The organism is Streptomyces sp. NPDC050806 (assembly GCF_055586425.1).
This window is the reverse complement of the sequence record NZ_JBVJIF010000010.1, coordinates 31935-50508: the sequence shown is the minus strand read 5'-3', so window position 1 is coordinate 50508 and position 18574 is coordinate 31935. Positions and strand designations below refer to the sequence as shown.

Annotated in this window: 15 protein-coding genes; 6 read left to right on the top strand and 9 right to left on the bottom strand. The window is 74.4% G+C overall.

The features are described 5' to 3' along the window. The first annotated feature begins 94 nt into the window (after positions 1-94). The gene (locus tag ACZ6WH_RS29625) at positions 95-997 is read left to right on the top strand and encodes an AAA family ATPase (protein WP_469732683.1); all 903 of its coding nucleotides are present in this window, start codon (positions 95-97) and stop codon (positions 995-997) included. Between the two features lie 4 nt (positions 998-1001). After that, positions 1002-4847 (top strand): SAV_2336 N-terminal domain-related protein, encoded by a 3846-nt coding sequence (locus ACZ6WH_RS29620; RefSeq protein WP_469732050.1) that lies wholly within the window; start codon positions 1002-1004, stop codon positions 4845-4847. A gap of 31 nt (positions 4848-4878) precedes the next feature. On the opposite strand, the gene ACZ6WH_RS29615 is transcribed toward ACZ6WH_RS29620, so the two are convergent. After that, the gene (locus ACZ6WH_RS29615) at positions 4879-5751 is read right to left on the bottom strand and encodes a transporter substrate-binding domain-containing protein (RefSeq protein ID WP_469732048.1); all 873 of its coding nucleotides are present in this window, start codon (positions 5749-5751) and stop codon (positions 4879-4881) included. 195 nt (positions 5752-5946) lie between these two features. Further along, positions 5947-7143, bottom strand: coding sequence for a cytochrome P450 family protein (locus ACZ6WH_RS29610; RefSeq protein ID WP_469732046.1), 1197 nt, complete (start codon positions 7141-7143; stop codon positions 5947-5949). Positions 7144-7357: 214 nt separating this feature from the next. Between ACZ6WH_RS29610 and ACZ6WH_RS29605 the strand changes: the two genes are divergently transcribed. Beyond that, positions 7358-8554 (top strand): macrolide family glycosyltransferase, encoded by a 1197-nt coding sequence (locus ACZ6WH_RS29605; RefSeq protein ID WP_469732044.1) that lies wholly within the window; start codon positions 7358-7360, stop codon positions 8552-8554. A 46-nt stretch (positions 8555-8600) separates the two neighbouring features. On the opposite strand, the gene dmpG is transcribed toward ACZ6WH_RS29605, so the two are convergent. From dmpG to ACZ6WH_RS29590, 3 genes are read right to left on the bottom strand one after another with little or no spacing between them, the layout of a single operon-like run. Further along, a complete protein-coding gene (dmpG, locus tag ACZ6WH_RS29600; RefSeq protein ID WP_469732042.1) occupies positions 8601-9632 on the bottom strand; it encodes a 4-hydroxy-2-oxovalerate aldolase in 1032 nt (343 codons plus the stop codon). After that, positions 9629-10606 (bottom strand): acetaldehyde dehydrogenase (acetylating), encoded by a 978-nt coding sequence (locus tag ACZ6WH_RS29595; protein WP_469732040.1) that lies wholly within the window; start codon positions 10604-10606, stop codon positions 9629-9631. Before ACZ6WH_RS29595 ends, dmpG begins: the two co-directional genes overlap by 4 nt. Further along, positions 10603-11451 carry a 2-keto-4-pentenoate hydratase gene (locus ACZ6WH_RS29590; RefSeq protein ID WP_469732038.1) on the bottom strand — a complete coding sequence of 283 codons (849 nt, stop codon included), beginning with the start codon at positions 11449-11451 and terminating at the stop codon, positions 10603-10605. The genes ACZ6WH_RS29595 and ACZ6WH_RS29590 overlap by 4 nt, the downstream gene beginning before the upstream one ends. A gap of 137 nt (positions 11452-11588) precedes the next feature. On the opposite strand from ACZ6WH_RS29590, the gene ACZ6WH_RS29585 reads away from it, so the two are divergent. Then, complete coding sequence (locus tag ACZ6WH_RS29585; RefSeq protein WP_469732681.1) at positions 11589-12314, top strand: IclR family transcriptional regulator; 726 nt, start codon at positions 11589-11591, stop codon at positions 12312-12314. A gap of 82 nt (positions 12315-12396) precedes the next feature. Here ACZ6WH_RS29585 and ACZ6WH_RS29580 read toward each other — a convergent pair whose 3' ends face one another. Together ACZ6WH_RS29580 and ACZ6WH_RS29575 are read right to left on the bottom strand one after the other, a co-directional pair. Next, entirely contained in the window at positions 12397-13068 is a 672-nt protein-coding gene (locus ACZ6WH_RS29580; protein WP_469732036.1) for a bifunctional 4-hydroxy-2-oxoglutarate aldolase/2-dehydro-3-deoxy-phosphogluconate aldolase, read from the bottom strand. 331 nt (positions 13069-13399) lie between these two features. After that, a complete protein-coding gene (locus tag ACZ6WH_RS29575; RefSeq protein WP_432859947.1) occupies positions 13400-13831 on the bottom strand; it encodes a guanyl-specific ribonuclease in 432 nt (143 codons plus the stop codon). Positions 13832-14002: 171 nt separating this feature from the next. Between ACZ6WH_RS29575 and ACZ6WH_RS29570 the strand changes: the two genes are divergently transcribed. Then, on the top strand, positions 14003-14632 hold the full coding sequence (locus ACZ6WH_RS29570) for a helix-turn-helix domain-containing protein (protein WP_469732034.1): 630 nt from the start codon (positions 14003-14005) through the stop codon (positions 14630-14632). 41 nt (positions 14633-14673) lie between these two features. Next, on the top strand, positions 14674-14844 hold the full coding sequence (locus tag ACZ6WH_RS29565; protein ID WP_469732032.1) for a DUF6126 family protein: 171 nt from the start codon (positions 14674-14676) through the stop codon (positions 14842-14844). A 9-nt stretch (positions 14845-14853) separates the two neighbouring features. On the opposite strand, the gene ACZ6WH_RS29560 is transcribed toward ACZ6WH_RS29565, so the two are convergent. Next, positions 14854-16065: an acyltransferase family protein gene (locus tag ACZ6WH_RS29560; RefSeq protein ID WP_469732030.1), complete on the bottom strand. Its 1212-nt coding sequence runs from the start codon at positions 16063-16065 to the stop codon at positions 14854-14856. Further along, positions 16062-18440, bottom strand: a complete 2379-nt coding sequence (locus ACZ6WH_RS29555) for a glycosyltransferase (RefSeq protein ID WP_469732028.1) — start codon at positions 18438-18440, stop codon at positions 16062-16064. The genes ACZ6WH_RS29560 and ACZ6WH_RS29555 overlap by 4 nt, the downstream gene beginning before the upstream one ends. Positions 18441-18574: the final 134 nt, after the last annotated feature.

Here is an 18574-nt window from a genome sequence, read left to right as displayed (position 1 = left end):
CACCGTCCCCGGCCCCGCCCGGCCGGCCGACGGCTCCGGCGCGGCGGACGGCTGGCGGCTGTTCCGCGGCGACGGCGTGGCCCGCCGGCCCGCCATGCCCGAGGCACCGCCCTGGCGCCGCTTCGGGCACACCCGTACGACGGCGCCCGGCGGCGCGGGCCCGGGCGGCGGCCCGTACCTGATCGGCCCGGACCAGGCCGACGTGGTCAGCGCCGCACTGCACCTGCGCCGCCCGCTGCTGGTCACCGGCCACCCCGGCACGGGCAAGTCCTCGCTCGCGCAGGCCATCGCGCACGAGCTGTCGCTCGGCCGGGTGCTGCACTGGCCGGTCAACAGCCGCGCCACGCTGCAGGACGCGCTCTACCGCTACGACGCGGTGGGGCGGCTGCGCGAGGCGTCGCTCCGCCGGGACCGGGACGAACCGGAGCCGGGCATCGGCACGTTCGTCCGGCTCGGCCCGCTCGGTACGGCCCTGGCGCCCCGCGACCGGCCGCGCGTACTGCTCGTCGACGAGCTGGACAAGGGGGACGTGGACCTGCCCAACGACCTGCTCGCGGTCTTCGAGAGCGGCGAGTTCGAGATCCCGGAACTGGCCCGGCTGCCCGAGGACCAGGCCGACGTGGACGTGCTCACCGCCGACCCCGGCGTCACCGAGCCGGTGCACCGCGGCCGGGTCCGCTGCCGGGAGTTCCCGGCCGTGGTGATCACCAGCAACGGCGAGCGGGACTTCCCGCCCGCCTTCCTGCGCCGCTGCGTCCGGCTGGACCTGCCCGACCCGGACGAGACCCGGCTGCGCGAGATCATCGCCGCCCACCTCGGCCCGGGCATCCTGCCCGAGGTCGACGACCTGCTCACCGCGTTCCTCAACCGCCGCGCGCTCGGCGAACTCGCCACCGACCAGCTCCTCAACGCCGTCTTCCTGCGCGCGGGCGGCGTGGACATCGACGCCGAGGCGGTACGCAAGGCCGTGCTGCACCGGCTCGGCGGGACGGTCTGAGGCCGTGCCGGAGCGTGCCCGCCGCATCCTGGGCGACAGCGGAGTGCCGCTGTCGCCGCAGGAGTTGCTGGACGCGCTCTGGCTGGCCACCCGGCTGCCCGCGGCCGAGGAGGACACCGCTCCCCCGGAGCCGCCGCCCGCCGACGGCAGCACGCCACCGGAGACGGCGGACACCGGGCGGCCGGCGGATCCCGCCGGCCCGGCGTCCGGGCTGCCGAGCCGCGCACCGGGCCGCACCGCCCACCCCTCGCCGCCCGCCCGCGCGCCCCGCCGTGCGGACGCCGGGCACGGCCTGCACGGCGGCTCGCAGCGCGGCGCCCCGCGCGGCAAGGACGGCGGCCGCCCGGCCGTGTCCGTACGCGCCCCCGAAGGCAAGGCCGTCACCGACGCGCTCGCCCTCTCCCGGGCGCTGCGCCCACTCCAGCAGCAGCGCCCCAGCCCGGTCCGTACGGAGGTCGACGAGGCCGCGACGGTGGACGCGATGGCGGAGACCGGGCTCCCGGACGTGGCGATCCTGCCGGCCCGCGAACGCTGGCTGGACCTGGCCCTGGTCATCGACGACGGCACGTCCATGCTGCTGTGGCAGCGGCTCTGCGGCGAACTGCGCGGCGTACTGGAACGCCTCGGCGCCTTCCGGGACGTACGGGTCCACGGGCTGCACACCCGCGGCGGCGGGCGCCCGGCGCTGCGCGGCAGCCCCTTCGGGGACGGCCCGGCCAACGGCGACCCGGCGGTGCTCGCCGACCCCTCCGGCAGCACGATGGTGCTCGTCGTCACCGACGGCATCGGCTCGGCCTGGCGCAGCGGTTCGGCGCAGGAGGTCCTGGCGGACTGGGGCCGGTGCGGCCCGACGGCCGTGCTCCAGGTGCTGCCGCCGCAGATGTGGAAGGGCTCGGGGGTACGCGCCGACCGCTGGGAGGTGACCTCGCGCGGCCGGGCCTCGGCCAACGCCACCTGGCAGGTGACCGCCTCCGGGCTGCCGCCGGAGCTGGCGTCCTTCCACGGGGTGCCGATCCCCGTGCTGGCGCCGCGCCCGGCCTCGGTCGCGGAGTGGGCCCGGCTGGTCGCCTCGCCCGGCGGCACGGCCGTACTGCCCCTGCTGCGCACCGCGCCGGCCGCGGACGACGGGCTGAGCGAGGTCGCCGCGGCCGCGCCCGCCCCGCCGCCGGGAGCCGACGCCGCCACCTCGGCCGTGCTGCGGTTCCGGGACACCGTCTCGCCCGAGGCGTACCGGCTCGCCGCCCATCTCGCGGCGCTCGCGCCGGTGTCGGTACCGGCCATGCGGCTGGTCCAGGAGTCGGTGGCCTGGCCCGCCGAGACCGCGCACCTCGCGGAGGTGTTCTCCGGCGGGCTGCTGCGCGCGGTGCCGCACCCGGCGGAGTACGACGTGCCCGAGCGGCTGCGGCAGTTCGACTTCCCCGCCGCGACGAAGGCCATACTCTTCGACACCGTGCCCACGGCCGAGCTGCTGGAGACCGGGCTGGCGGTGGGCCGCCGGATGGACGAACTGGTCGGCCGCTCCCCGGACTTCCCCGCCTGGCTGGCCCACCCGGACGGCCCGGACCGGCTGCCGGACCACGCCAGGGCGTTCGCCTGGGTGAACGACGCGCTGCTGGTGCGGCTGGGCATCGGCCGCACCGACACCCCGCTGCCGCGGCGGCCCGCCGGCCACTGGCGGGAGACCCCGGAGGACGCCGCCCGGCCCGGAACCGCTTCCCCGCCGACCGGGCGCGCCCCCCGCGCCGCCGGCCGCCGGCCCACGCGCGGAATCCTCGCCGGCCCCCGCGTCCCCGACGGTGACGCCTCCGCGCCGTGGCCCGGCGCGGCCCCGCGGGACGGGGCGCGGGGCGAGCGGCTGCTGAAGGCGGCGGTGCTGGAGTCGCTCGACCGCGGCCCGCACACGCACAGCGAGCTGCCGTCCTACCTCTTCCTCGGGCCGCCCGGCGGGGGCAAGACGACGCTGCTGCGGGAGCTGGCGGCGCGGGCCCAGGAGCTGACGGCGCCGCTGGCCTGGCTGGACCTGGACGGCCCCGACGGCACATACGCGTCGGTCACCGAAGTGGCGCTGGAGACCGCCCGCCAGCTCCACCTGCCCGTGCCGGGGAAGCCCGCGCTGACCTTCCCGTGCTTCACCGGGCTGCTCATCGCCTTCGCGCTGGCGCCCGCGCCGCGTGCCGTACGGGAGCTGGGCGAGGCGGCGCGCGGCGCACTCGGCCGCTTCCCGCTCGGCGACGTCACCGGCACCGTGCGCAAGGGCCTGCAGACCGGCCTGGACACGCTCGGCGACGGCCGGCCGCCCCCCGGCATCGGCACACTGCTGCCGCTCATCGGCGAGCCACGGCTGCGGCTGCGGTCCCTGGAGCGGGCGCTGGCCGGCGTCGCCCGGCGCAGCGGCGGCACCAGCCGCGACCTGCTGCGCCACTTGCAGCGACAGCTCGCGGGCCGCCCGGGCGACGCGGGCATCGTGGACGAGGTGCTGCTGCGGGCGCTGCTGTCGGACCTGCGGTCCGCCTACCGCGACGGCTCCCCGCGCCACCGCGCCACGCACTGCCTCCTGCTGCTGGACAACGCCGACTGCCCGGTGGGCGAGGGGTTCCTCCAGTCGCTGGCCGAGGCGCGGGCGCTGGACAGCGGCGTCACCCCGGCCTGGGACCCGCTGCTGGCCGTGGCCACCGCCGGTACGGTGCCCCGGCAGGTGGACCCGGAGCAGCTGACCGGTCCCGACCTGCGCTACCAGCTGACCCACTGGCGACTGACGCATCGTCAGGAAACCCGGACCGCGGACGATCTCATGGTCGCGCAGCTGGGCGGGCTGTCCCTGGCGGAGGTCACCGAGCTGGCCACCGACACGCTCTTCGGCACCCGCGGGCTGCCCCGGCCGCCCGTGCGGCGGCCGGCCGCCTGGCTCGGCCGCCTCGTGCACGACCTGACGCGCGGCCACCCCGGCGCGGTGGCCGCGCTGCTGGCCGCGCTGCCCCTCTTCCCCGAGGACACCGACTGGGCGTACCGGCTGCGCCGCCTGCTCACACCGGCCGGGCAGCGGCCCGACGGCGACGGCTGGGACCTCGCCGGGGACCTGCTCGACACACTGCTGCGGGACGTGCCCCCGGAGGTGCGGGAGCTGCTGCCGCGGGCCGCCGCCGCGGTCGATCTGGACCACGCCTTCACCGCCTGGGGGCTGTGGGGCGACACCGGCGCGGACGCCCAGGGCGCACTGGCGCACTTCCGCTCGCACGGCCTGCTCACCCCGCCGGTGCAGGACAGCCAGTCCGACCAGCTGCACCCCCTGCTGCGCCATCTGCTCCTGCGCGACCTGGCGGGCCGGCCGGACAACGACGGGTTCACCTGGCGGCACGCGCACGACGCGCTGCGGCTGCGGGCCCGCGACCACGGCCAGGGCGCGGTGGCCGCGTACCACGCGCTGGCGCTGGGCGATCTGCCGGCGGCCGCTGCGTTCCTCTGCCGGGTCTTCGAGCAGACGGCCGACCCGGCCGCCAGGAACGAGGCGTTCCACCTGGTCCGGCGCGCGCCCGTGCGCGACTACGTCCTCTTCTCCGAGGACTCACCGGTCCGCCGGTACCACCGTCTCGTCCGGCCGCTCGCCCAGTCCGACCCGTCGGCGGCGATGGCGCGGGCACTGGGCGCCGCCTGGCTCGCCCCGGAACCGACCCGCCGTTCGGCGACCGGCGAGCGCCCCGGCGCCCTCCCCGGCCACCCCTACTTCGACCCCCTGACCGACCCGTACGGCACCCTGCTCCCCGCCCTCACCACCGCCCTCACCGCACTCGACAACCACTACCCGGGCAACTGGGGAGCGACATGCACGACGCTGTACGACACGGACGGCTGACGCCGCGCCGGAGCGGCGGCGGACGACGGGGTCACTTCATCCACTCGTCCTCGTACTCCTCATACGTGCCGTCGTGCTTCGCCAGGTGGACGAACTGGTCGACGTACTGCTTGAACTGGGTGTCCCTGCGGGGCAGTGCGTAGGCCTTTTCGGCGAAGGTGAAGGGGTCGTCGGGGTGTACGGAGCACAGCTCGGGGTGGAGCTTGGACTGGTAGAGCGTCTCGCTGGCGTCGGTCATCATCACGTCGGCGCGGCCCTCGACGATCTCGTCGAAGATCGTGTTGTTGTCCTTGTGGACCTTGATCTTCGCCTCCTTGATGTGCGCCCTGGCGAACTCCTCGTTGGTGCCGCCCGGGTTGACGACGACGGTCGTCTCCGGCTCGTCGATGTCCTTCAGCGTGCGGTACTTCTTCTTGTCCTCGCAGCGCACGATCGGCGTCTTGCCGTCGGTGCGGGTCGGCTCGCTGAAGGCGAGCTTGCGGGCGCGCGGCAGGGTGACGGAGACGCCGCCCACCGCTATGTCGCAGCGCCCGCCGTCGAGGTCGGCGACCAGGCTCGCCCAGGTGGTGGGGACGAACTTCGCCTTGGCGTCCAGGCTCTTCGCCAGGTCCCGCGCCATGTCGATGTCGATGCCGCTGTACTTCTCGGTCTTGCGGTCCCGGGACGTGAAGGGGCGGTAGTCGCCGGTGGTGCAGACCCGCAGGGTGCCGCGGCGCGGCACGGTGTCCAGAAGGGTGGGCGCGGTGCGGTACACGACCTTCTTCTTGGCCTTCTTCGCCTGGGTGGCCTTGGCGGCCGGCGCGGCGGACGGGTCCGGTGTGGCGCCGTCGGCGAACACGGTGGGGGCCGCCGCGGTGGCGGCGAGAAGGCAGGCGAGGGCGGACAGCGTGACGGCACGCTTCATGGCGACTCCTGTACGCGGCGGGGGCGCGGCGTGATCGGGACCGGGCAAGATCAAGAGCTTAAGGCTGGCAGATGCGGCCCGGTCGGTGAAGGGGTGGCCCAGTGGCTGGAACGCGGCGCCCGGATACGGAGACGGGCCGCGCGGCGCGCGCGGCCCGTCGTCGGTCCCGGTGGCGGTGGCGTACGGGGTGCCGGTTCAGCTCACCCGGACCGGGAGGCGGACGGGGCCGCGCATCAGGATGCCGGGGCGCCAGGTGAGCGTGGCGGGGTCGGCGTCCAGGGCCAGGTCCGGGCAGCGCTCCAGGAGGGTGCGGATGGCGATGCGGCCCTCCATGCGGGCCAGCGGTGCGCCGAGGCAGTAGTGGATGCCGTGGCCGAAGGCCAGGTGGCCGCGGGTGTCGCGGGTGATGTCGAAGCTGTCGGGAGCCGCGAACCGGCCGGTCTCGCGGGCGGCCGAGCCCAGCGCCACGATCACGGGCACCCCGGCCGGCACCCGCGTGCCGCCGATCTCCACCGGTTCGCCGGTGTACCGCCAGGTGCTGGTCTCCACGGGCCCGTCGTACCGCAGCATCTCCTCGACGGCGTTGTCCAGCAGCCCGAAGTCGGCGCGGAGCGCGGCGAGCTGGTCCGGGTGGCGGAGCAGCGCGAGGGTGCCGTTGGCGATGAGGCCCACTGTGGTCTCGTGACCGGCGACGAGCAGGAGGAAGGCCATGCCGACCAGTTCGTCGCCGGAGAGCCGGTCGCCGTCCTCGTCGGTGGTGCGGATGAGCGTGCTGAACAGGTCGGGGCCCGGGGTGTGCCGCTTGTCCTCGATGAGCTGGTCGAGGTAGCGGGCCATCTCGATCTCGGAGCCGTCCCTGCCGGTCGGCCCGTCGCTGGTGACGAACGCGTCCGACCAGCGCCGGAACCGCTCCCGGTCCAGGTCGGGCACGCCGAGCAGCTCGCAGATCACCGTCATGGGCAGCGGGTGGGCCAGCGACTCGACGAGGTCGGCGCGGCCGTCGGCCGCCTTCGCGAGCATGGCGTCGATCAGGTCGTCGGTGATGCGCTGCACGGCCGGGCGCAGCGCCTCCATGGCGCGGGCCGTGAAAGCCCGGGTGACCAGCTTCCGCAGCCGGGTGTGGCGCGGCGGGTCGCTCTGCAGCATGTTGGCGAGGAGCTGCCCGGTGCCCTTCACGGGCTGCCAGTCGGGGTGCGCGGACCAGTCCTTCTTCAGGCGCGGGTCGACGAGCGCGGCTCTGGCCTCGTCGTGGCCGACGACCATCCAGACGTCCCGGCCGTCGGGCAGCCGGACCTGGTGCACCGGGCCCTTGGCGCGCAGCTCGGCGTAGTGCGGATAGGGGTTGGCGTTGAAGTCCGGTTCAAGTGCGCTGAGTTCGACGATGTCCGTCACTGTGGTCCCCCTCGGCCGCCGGGCTGCCGGTAATTCGGTTGGTCACGTCCGCCACACGAGGCTACGGTGGGCACATGTACTTCCACCAGATCTACGGCTGACACGGCCCCGCCGGCGGTTCCGTCCCGCCGCGCCGCCCGCCTGCACGTCCGCATCGCCGGACGCCGGGCCGCTGTGTCCTGCTCTTCCGTAGACCTGAAGTGAGTGATCTTTCATGCCTTCCCGTACCTCCGGTACGTCGCCGCGCCGCGCCCACATCGCGATGATCGGCAATCCCGTCGTCAGCCACACCCTGCCCGGTATCGAGATCATCCGGGAGCTGGTGGCCCGCGGCCACCGCGTCACGTACGCCAATGACCCGTTCCTGGCCGACCTGGTCACCTCGGCCGGCGCCGAGCTGCGCCCGTACCGCTCCACCCTGCCCCCGGTGACCGGCGGCGACTGGCCCGGGGACCCGGTCGAGGCGATGACCGTCTTCCTCGACGACGCCGTGCAGATGCTGCCGCAGCTGCACGAGCTGTACGACGACGACCCCGCCGACCTGTACCTCTACGACATCGGCGGGTACGCGGGCCGTGCGCTCGCCGAGGCCCAGGGGCGGCCCACGCTCCAGATCTCGCCGACGTACGTGGCGTGGGACGGTCCGGAGGCCATCACCGCGCAGATCCGGGCGCTGCCCGGGGCCGACGCGTACTTCGCGAAGTTCGCCGGCTGGCTGGCCGGCAACGGGGCGACGACGCCGGACCCGATGGAGTTCTCCGGGCGCCCGGCGCGGGCGGTGGCGACGATCCCGCGGGCCATGCAGCCGCACGCGGACAGGGTGGACACCGAAGCGGTGACGTTCGTCGGGCCCTGTCTCGGCGACCGGAGCGACCAGGGCGGCTGGAGCCGCCCGGCCGGCGCGCGGAACGTCCTGCTGGTCTCGCTGGGCTCGGCCTTCACCCGGCAGCCGGAGTTCTACCGGCAGTGTCTGTCCGCATTCGGTGACCTGCCGGACTGGCACATGGTGCTCCAGGTCGGCAAGCACACCGACACGGCGGAGCTGGGCACCGTGCCGCGGAACGTGGAAGTGCACTCCTGGGTACCGCAGTTGGCGATTCTGGAGCAGGCCGACGCGTTCGTCACGCACGCCGGGATGGGCGGCTGCAACGAGGGGCTGTACACGGGCGTGCCGATGATCGCGGTACCGCAGGCGGCCGAGCAGTTCGACAACGCCGACCGGTTGGTGTCGCTGGGCGTGGCCCGGCGGCTCGACACCGCCGACGCCACCTCCGAGGCGCTGCGGGCCGCCCTGCTGGAGCTGACCTCCGACCCGGAGGTGGCCCGGCGCTCGGCCGCGCTGCGCGCCGAACTCCGTGCCGAGGGCGGCACGATGCGCGCCGCCGACGTGGCGGAGTCGCTGCTGCCGTGACCGCAGGGGGCCGGTGTCCGTTGAGGCGCCGGCCCCCGCGTGCGACTCAGCCCCGTGCCGCCACCATGTCCAGCGCGACGTCGGTGATCATGTCTTCCTGACCGCCGACCAGGCCCCGGCGGCCCACCTCGACGAGTACGGCGCGGGTGTCCAGGCCGTACCGCTCGGCGGCCGTCTCGGCGTGCCGCAGGAAGCTGGAGTAGACGCCCGCGTAGCCCAGGCTCAGCGTCTCCCGGTCCACCCGCACCTCACGGTCCTGGAGCGGGCGGACGAGGTCGTCGGCCGCGTCCATCAGCGGGAAGAGGTCGCAGCCGTGCTGCCGGCCCATCAGGTCGGCGACGGCGACGAAGGCCTCCAGCGGGCAGTTGCCCGCGCCCGCGCCCTGGCCGGCCAGCGAGGCGTCCACGCGGGTCACGCCGTTCTCCACGGCGACGACGGTGTTGGCGACGCCGAGCGCGAGGTTGTGGTGGGCGTGGATGCCCAGTTCGGTGGCCGGGTCGAGGACGTCGCGGTAGGCGCGGAAGCGGTCCCGTACGCCGTCCATGGTGAGCCGGCCGCCGGAGTCGGTGACGTACACGCAGTGCGCGCCGTAGGACTCCATCAGCCGTGCCTGGCGGGCGAGTTCGGCGGGCTCGGCCATGTGGGACATCATCAGGAACCCGGCCACGTCCATGTCCAGCTCGCGGGCCGCCGCGATGTGCTGCGCCGAGATGTCGGCCTCGGTGCAGTGGGTGGCGATGCGGACGGAGCGGATGCCGAGCGCGTGCGCCTGCTTGAGGTCCTGGACGGTGGCGATGCCGGGGAGTACGAGCGTGGTCGGTACGGCGGTGCGTGCCGCGTCCGTGACGGCCTCGATCCACTCCCAGTCGGTGTGCGCGCCGACGCCGTAGGTGATGCTGGAGCCGGACAGGCCGTCGCCGTGGGCGATTTCGATGGCGGCGACGCCTGCCGCGTCCAGTGCCGCGGCGATGGCGCGGGCCTGGTCGACGGTGTAGCGGTGCCGGATGGCGTGCATGCCGTCCCGGAGTGTGACGTCCTGGACGTACAGGGGGCGGGCTTCGGCCCGGTGCGTGGTCATCGTGCTGCCACCTCGCTGGAGCGGTGTGCGGCGATGCGCTCGGCGGTGCGCAGCGCGGCCGAGGTCATGATGTCGAGGTTCCCGGCGTAGGCGGGGAGGTAGTGGGCCGCGCCCTCCACTTCGAGGAAGACGGAGACCTTGGTGGCCTCGCCGGCCGCTGCCGCCGGGGGCAGCAGTGCGCGCAGCGGGTCGCCGGTGGCCACGGTCTCGAACTGGACGCGCTGCTTGAGCCGGTAGCCGGGTACGTACGCCTGGACGCGGGCGACCATCTCCTCGACGGACGCGTTGACGGCGTCCCGGTCGCACGCCGAGACCAGGCAGTGCACGGTGTCGCGCATGATGAGCGGCGGCTCGGCGGGGTTGAGGACGATCACCGCCTTGCCGCGTGCGGCGCCGCCGACCTGTTCGATGGCGGCGGCGGTGGTCTCGGTGAACTCGTCGATGTTGGCGCGGGTGCCGGGGCCGGCGGAGCGCGAGGAGATCGAGGCGACGATCTCGCCGTAGTGGACGGGGGTGACGGCGGCGACCGCGGCGACGACGGGGATGGTGGCCTGGCCGCCGCAGGTGACCATGTTGACGTTGGGCGCGTCGAGATGGGTGTCGAGGTTGACGGGCGGCACGACGTACGGGCCGAGCGCGGCGGGGGTCAGGTCCACGACCGTGCGGCCGAGGGCGCGCAGCGTCTCGTCGTGGCGGCGGTGGGCGCCGGCGGAGGTCGCGTCGAAGACGATCTCCACGTCGGCGAACTCGGGGAGCTTCACCAGGCCGTCCACACCGTCGTGGGTGGTGGCGACCTTGAGGCGGCGGGCCCGGGCGAGGCCGTCGGAGTCCGGGTCGATGCCGGCCAGGGCGACGATCTCCAGGCTCGTGGAGAGCCGCAGCACCTTGATCATCAGGTCGGTGCCGATATTGCCGGAGCCGATGATCGCGACCTTGGTGCGGGCGCCGGAGCCGGCCGGGTTTGTGGTGGTCACCGTCGCTCTCCTTCCGTGCCTTCGGTCTCCGCCGCGAATCGCGCCTGTACGGAGCCCAGGTCCGAGATGTGCGCCTCGAACAGGTCGCCGGGCGCGGCGGGCACCATCGGGCCCAGCGCACCGGTCAGCACGAGGTCGCCGGCGCGCAGCGGGTCGCCCGCTTCGGCGAGCGAAGAGGCCAGCCACGCGGCCGCGTTGAGGGGGCTGCCGAGGCAGTCGGCGCCGGTGCCGGCGGAGACCTGTGCGCCGTTGCGGGTCATGGTCATCCGTACGCAGCGCAGGTCCAGCCGGGTCACCGGCACGGGCGCGCTGCCCAGGACGTAGCGGCCGGAGGAGGCGTTGTCCGCGATGGTGTCGACGATGGAGATGTCCCAGCCGGCCACCCGGCTGTCCACGATCTCCAGTGCGGCCAGTGCGAAGTCCGTCGCGCGCAGCACGTCGGCGACCGTGCAGTCCCGGTACGGCAGGTCCTCGGCCAGGACGAGCGCGACCTCGGCCTCCACCTTGGGCTGGAGCAGCAGGCCGGCCGGTACGGGGGTGCCCTCGGGCACCGCCATGTCCGCGAAGAGCGCACCGAAGTCCGGGCGGTCGACGCCGAGCTGAGCCTGTACGGCGGGTGAGGTCAGTCCGGTCTTGCGGCCGACGATCCGGCCGCCGGCGGCGAGCCCGCGCCGCACGGTGAGCCGCTGGACGGCGTACGCGGCAGCCAGGTCGCCCTCGGGCAGCAGGCCGCGTACGGGCGGGCAGGGGACGCCGGTACGGGCGGCCTCCGCCAGGATGTCGGCGGCCTTGACGACGGCGGGCGGCACGTCGTCGAGGCGTACGGGATCGGGCGGGGTCGGCATGGCGCGGTCTCCTGGTCGGGCGGGCGGAGGAGGCGGGGCTCCCGAACGCGGGCCCCACGGCGATGGCTCCGGTATAGACGCGGCGTCTCGGAGGGGACAATGTTTGTTCCGTGACACGGAACGAGACGGGCACCAGCATGCTCGACAAGGCCGCGCTGATCGTGGAGTCCTTCCGCCCGACCGGCGGTCCGTACCGGCTGGCGGAACTGGCCCAGCGGTCGGGGCTGCCCAAGCCGACCGTGCACCGGCTGGCGGCCGGCCTCGTGCGGCTGGGCTGGCTGGAGCGCACCGACGACGGCCGCTACCGGCTCGGCGGCCGGCTGTTCGAGCTGGGGTCGCTGGTGCCGCGGCGGCGGGACCTGCGCGAGGCGGCGCTGCCGTTCCTCCAGGACCTCTTCGAGGCCACCCGCGAGACCGTGCACCTCGGGGTGCGCGAGGGCATGGAGGTGGTCTACCTGGAGCGCATCCACGGGCACGACGCGCTCCAACTGCCCTCGCACATCGGCCACAGCCTGCCGCTGAGCTGCACGGGGGTGGGCAAGGCGCTGCTGGCCTTCTGCGGTACCGAGCTGACCGAGGAGGTGCTGTCGCGGCCGCTGCCGCGCCTGACGGCGCACTCGATCACCGATCCGGCGCGCATGCGGATGGCGCTGGAGAAGACGCAGGTGTCCGGGCTGGCCTACGAGGAGCAGGAGGCGGTGCTCGGGGTCAGCTGCATCGCGGCCCCGGTCTTCGCGGGCGGCGACGCGGTGGCCTCGCTCTCGGTCGCCGTGCCGCGCGCCCGCTTCCGCCCGGCCCAACTCGCCCCGGCGGTCCGCACGGCGGCCCTGGGGCTGTCGCGGATGCTGCGCGGGGGAATCTGAGCCGGGCGCCGCGTACGGGCCTCAGGCGGGCGTACGGGCGCTCCGGAGGGCCGCGGCGCCGGCGGGTGCGGCGGGCCGGGGATCAGACCTCGTACAGGTCCAGGGAGCCGAGGCCCGGCGTCATGGACGGCGGGGCGGCGTCGGCGAGGAGCGGGAGGAGGGCGGCGGCGCGCTTGGTGACCGTGTCGCGGTCGCCGGCGGAGAGCGCGGTGCCCATGCCGACCGCGACCGCACCGGCGGCGATCCACTCCGGGGCGTTCTCGACCGTCACGCCGCCCGTCGGCACCAGCGGCGCCTGGGGCAGCGCCGCGCGGACGTCCCGGAGCCAGCCGGGGCTGTGGCCGGAGGCCGGGAAGAGCTTCAGGGCGTCGGCGCCCAGCTCCAGGCCGCGCACCATCTCCGTGGGCGTGGCGACGCCGGCGAAGACCGGGACGCCGTAGCGGTGGCCGGTGCCGATCACCTCGGCATCCAGATGCGGTGAGACCAGGAAGCGGGCGCCGGCGTCCACGGCCATCCGTGCGGAGGCCGCGTCCAGGACCGTGCCCGCGCCTATGATCGCGTCGTCGCCCAGCTCACGGGTGAGCGTGGTGACCGCCTCCAGCGCGAACGGCGTGGTCAGGGAGATCTCCAGGCTGGTGATGCCGGCCGACAGCAGTGTGTCGGCCGTGGCGCTGGCCTCGTCGTAGGTCTCACTGCGGACGATGGCGAAAACGCGCTGAGCCAGTGCGGCCCGGGTGATCTCCCAGCGGTACACGACAGCTCGCCGCCCTTTCCTGATCCGTCCCGCACACGGCGTCGCCGCCGTGCCCCCGGGGAACTGTTCCGGTGCGCCGGTGGTCGGGCTCCGCCGCAGGTGGCCGCCTTGAGGCCACTTTCGCCGCCGATGCCCGCCCGGTCGCTGTTTCCACCGAAACGCTACCGGCAACGGCTGACAATCCCTCAGTGGGGGGTGCGACCCGGTTGTCGGGCGACCCCGCGCGGCCCGGCGCGCCGGAGTACGCGGCGCCGTACGGGACATGGGAAGCGCCGGAAAAAACGGCGGCGGCCGGGGCATCGCCCCGGCCGCCGCGCTGTTCCCCGGCCGCTCAGCAGCCGCGGTCCACCAGGTCGAAGCTCTCGTAGTGGTCGGCGGTGTAGTAGTCCTCGTCGTTCTGCTCGCCGGTGACGATGCGGCGGGCGCCGCGGTCCGGGGAGCCCGGGGTCTCGACGGTGTACTCGTGGTAGTAGCCGCTGGGCTGCTGCGGCAGGACGCCCTCCCGGTTGGAGAAGACGCCGTCGTCCTGCGGGTAGGGGTAGGGGCCGCCCTTTTCGATGAGGTCCAGCGTCTCGTGGGCCTCGGCGGGCAGCTTGGAGTAGCAGATGTCGCCGACGGCGGCCGCGTGCACGGGCGCGGCGTGCGCCACCGCCGCGGGTGCGGCGGCAGTGGGCGTGGCGGCGACGGCGGGGCCCGCGAGGAACAGGGCCGAGGCGAGGGCGCCGAGCGCGCCGATCCGGGTGATCCGTGGGGGGATTCTCATGCCGTACAGCATGACGCGCGTAGACATGCCCCTGTCAATGCAAGTGCCGGAAGTTTCCCGGGAGTTCACAGGAGCCGGACGAACAGCGCAGGTGACCGTCGGGGATCGCGAGGCTTTTGCCTCTGAGGCAAAACTTTTGCCCCTCGGGCCGGGTCTGGCTATACCAGAGACATGACCGCACCTCTGGACGACCACGCGTCCGACGGCCCCTCCGAGGAGCTGCCCGTCGTCGCGCCTCGCCTGCGTGACCTGCGACGACGCGCCGGCCTCACGCTGGAGACCGCGGCCGGACGGGTCGGTCTGTCCCCCGCGCACCTCTCGCGCCTGGAGACCGGGCGCCGCCAGCCGTCGCTGCCGATGCTGCTCTCCCTGGCGCGGACGTACGCCACCACGGTATCCGACCTGCTCGGCGAGACAGCACCGGAGCGGGAGCCGGTGTTCCGGGGCGCCGAGGCCGCGCCCTCGGAGACCGGCGGCTGGACGTACTGGCCGATGGGCGGCGCCGGGCGGGCGATGCAGGCGCTGCGCGTGTTCGTCCCTCCGCACGACGGCCAGGCCGGTCTGGTGCGGGTGCATCCCGGCGAGGAGTGGCTGTACGTCCTCAAGGGACGGCTGCGGCTGGCCCTCGGCGAGACGGTGCAGCTCCTGGACCCGGGCGACGCGGCGCACTTCGACTCGCTCACCCCGCACCGCATCGCCGCGGCCTCCCCCGGCGGCACGGAGCTCCTCTTCGTCCACACCCTCATGCAGAGCGGCACGGCCGGGCTGTGCCTGGGCGACGGTGCCCGCCGCGGGCTGTGACCCGCTCCCCGGCCTTGCCGATCCCAGGAAGGACCACCCCCGTGACCGAGCAGCCCGCCGCCCCGCCGGCGTCCGCCGGGGCCCGTAGGAACGATGTCGAGGACCGGGCCCCGCGCGGACTGACCGTACGCGTCTTCCTCTACGTCGTCGGCACGCACGTCCTCCTGGCGTTCCTGAGCTTCATCGTGGTCATGCTCAGGTCCGCCACCTGAGGCAGCGCGCTACCGGGTCACCACCCCCGCGTAGAAGTCCCGCTGCCGGCCGCTGCCGTCCCTGAGCCGGTACAGCAGGCTCGACGGGTACTCCACGACCCAGTAGCTCGCCGTCGCGAACGGCACCGCCACCAGCAGGACGACCGCGACCGCCGCCCAGAAGCCGTCCGGCCGGCCGGGCAGCAGGCCCCACTGGAACAGCTGCAGCATGACCGGCTCGTGCCAGATGAAGAGGCTGTAGCTGACCAGGCCGAGGTGGGTGAGCCAGCGGGCCCGCAGCAGCGCGTGCCAGCGCACCGTGCCGCGCACGTGCAGGACACCGAAGAGCAGCGCCGCCCACAGCAGCGAGGCGAGCGGGTGGTAGAAGGTGAACGTGGCGTTCTCCGGCCGGGAGTCCCAGGACAGCCAGTAGACCCCGGCCACCGCCAGGACGGCCGGCGCCGTCGCCGGTACGGGCCGCAGCCGGCCCCGCCCGCCGAGCGCGACCATCAGCACGGCGAGCCCCATGCCGGCCGCGAAGCCCCCGAAGCGGGCCTGCGGGCCGAAGTACACCGTCCAGTCGGTGTGCGGGACGCCGTACCCGTACCGCGCGACGGCCACCCACACCACCGGCAGCACGAACAGCAGCAGGCAGCCGCCCGCGCACACCGCGACGCGCGCGCCGCGGCGGCGCAGCGGACGGCAGGCCCGTACGGCGAGCGGCCCCAGCGCGACGAGCACGAGGTAGAAGGCGACCTCCAGGGAGAGCGACCAGGCCGGGCCGAGCGTGTAGAAGATCTGCTCGCGGTCGAAGACGTGGGTGAAGGTGAGGTGCTCCACCAGGTCCCGCCAGTTGCCGGCCAGTTGCGGGTTCCGGGTCGACCAGACGACCAGCACCGCCAGGAAGTACAGCGGCACGATGCGCACCGCGCGCCGGAAGAGGAACAGCCGCCCTGGGCGGGTCGAGCCACCGTCGATGGCGGCCCGCGCGTACGAGAGCGTGAGCAGGTAAGCGGAGACCACGAAGAAGAAGTCGATGACTTCGAGGGAGAGCAGCGAGGCGACGTACGGGCTGTCCACCGGCGGGTGGGAGCCGTCCCCGTCGTACACGTGGTACTGCTGCCAGACATGGAAGACGACCGTGCTCAGCGCGGCGATGCCGCGGAAGCCCTGGAGTTCCTCCGCCTTGCTCCGGGCGGCGGCCGACTCCTCGCTGCGTGCACCGGTCCCGGTGGCCGTCACGGGCGCTCACCCGCCGCCACGGCCGGTGCGGCGGCCGTCACCGCGCGCGGGGTGACCCGCCAGCGCCGGTCCCCCAGCGCCTCCTTCATGCAGGCCTGGCGCGCGAGCGTGTTCTTGAAGTGCGTGTAGAAGAACGTCGAGAGGACCGCGTAGCTCCAGAACCAGCCGCGGCGGCGGCGCAGTTCGGGGGCGGCGAGCCGCCATGCGAACGCCGCCTGCAGCAGCCCCGCCGAGAGCGTGCAGACCATCGCCAGCAGGCACACCGGCACGGTCCAGTCCAGCCCGGCCGGGCCGCCGGCCTTCCACACCGAGTACAGCAGGATCGGCCACATCTGGAGCGTCAGCCAGGGCTGCACCTCGCGCCAGCCCAGCAGGACCAGCAGCCCGGCCTTCTGCCGCGGCGTGAAGGCGGGCGAACGCAAGCTGCGCCACAGGTGGGTGAGGGAGACCTGGAGCCAGCCCTGAGCCCAGCGCGAGCGCTGGTTCCACAGCGGCCTGAGCATGGTCGGCGCGAGCTCGCGGGAGATCAGGGTGCGGTCGACGGTGAAGCGGGCCCCCTCGCCCAGCGCGCGCATCGTGGAGTCGATGTCCTCGGTGAGCATCGAGCCGTGCATACGGGTGCGCGCGAGCAGATCGGTGCGCCAGAAGCCGTTGGAGCCGCCGAAGACGCCGAAGCCGTACAGCCGGGTGCGGCCGGGGTGGCTGACCGCGTAGATCGCCTCGAACTCCACGGCCACCAGCTTCGCCACCCAGGAGCTGTCGCCGTTGCGGACCACGCAGTGGCCCTGGACCACGTCGTAGCCGTGCGAGAGCCAGTGCCAGGCGTGCTGGAAGGCGTTGCGGGCCGGGTGGTGGTCCGCGTCGAAGATCCCGACGATGTCGCCACGCACCCGGGTCACCGCCGCGTTGACGTTCTGCGCCTTGGAGGTGGAGCCCGCGACCGGCAGCAGCACCAGCCGGGGGGCGCGCGCGGCCATCTCGCGCAGGGTGTCCTCGATCGGCAGCGGGTGCGGTGTGTTGTACGCGAGCACCACCTCGAAGTCGTTCGGGTAGTCCAGCCGGAGGAAGGACTCCACGGTGTCGACGATGGTGGCCGCCTCGTTGGGGAGATACGCGGCGATGATCGCGCTGGCGGGCGGGTACGGCTCGGCGGGCTCCGCCGGGCGGCGCGGCGCGTCCAGCGAGAACAGGCACTCCACGACGATCAGCGCGGCGGAGACCAGCAGCCCGGCCACCACCACCCAGTACATCACCGAGCCGACGTCCCAGCCCCGGCCGTAGGCCTGCTGGTAGACGAGGAACGGCAGGCCCACGCCCAGCGGCAGGACGATCAGCGAGGAGAGAGCGGTCAGCCGGGCGCGCAGGGCGGCGCCGAAGGGGTTGCGGCGCCGGTGCGAGGCGCGCATCCAGGGCGCGTACGCCATCGGGCGCAGATCCCGGTGGCTGGTGGACTCCGCGACCGCCGCGAGCGCCTTCTCGACGGCCTCTTCGGGCCCGGTGCGGTCGGCCAGCGGGACGAAGCCGATGGCCGGGGTGAGCCGGACGTTCTCGTCGGCGACGACGAAGCGGGTGGAGGCGACGGCGTGCGCGAACTTCTCCAGGCCGCGCCGGGCGGTCTCCTCGTCCACGCCGGGCAGCAGCATCAGCAGGTGCCCGGCCTCGTCCCAGCCGAACCGGTCGCAGGTACTGCCCAGCCGCTCGGCGACGCCCGCCAGCCGCTCGGCGACCTCCCGGCGGACGCGGTGGCCCAACCGGTGCTCCAGCGCGCTCATTTCGGCGACGGCGACGATCGCCATGACCCCTGAGGGGCCGGCGCGCCGCCCCGTCCCCGGGCGCCGGCACTCCCGCTCCAGCTCGTCCAGGAAGTGCCGGCGGGAGTAGAGCCCGGTACGCGGGTCCAGCAGCAGCTGCTCGACCGGCACGGGGACGCGGTGCAGCTTCGCCTCGATACGGGCGGCGAGTTCGACCGGGTCGGAGGCGTCGAGGACGCAGTCGTCGGCCCCGTTCCGCAGCAGGTCGGCGACCTCGGCGGGGGCGGGCCCCGCGGTGACCATGACGAGCGGCAGCGCGCGGCCGGCGGGCGCCGCCCGGACTTCGCGGATCACCTCCAGCCCGCTCCGCTCGTCGTTCAGGGCGACCACGGCATCCGGCGTGGCCTTCCGGACGTGTGTGCCCACCCGGCCGGGTGGCACCTGCCGCACTTCGTGGCCGGTGGCCCGCAGGGTGTGGGTGAGCCGGTCGAGCCGGGGTCCCGGCATGCCGACGGCGAGGACCCGGCCGGCGCCGGTCCCCTCCGCGGCCGGGGGCGGGCCGAGTTGCCCGGCCGAGGAGTCGGCGGGCAGGTCGGCCGGGTGGTCGGGGTGCGATATGAGCACCGTGGTGGTTCCTTCCTTGCGTGAGGGCGCGCGAAGAACCGGGCCGGGCCGCGACACGGGCGGCCCGGACCCGGGCAGCGGGTGGTTGCTCAGCCGGCGTGACCGGTTCTTCGGCGGGACGCACGCGGGCCGGC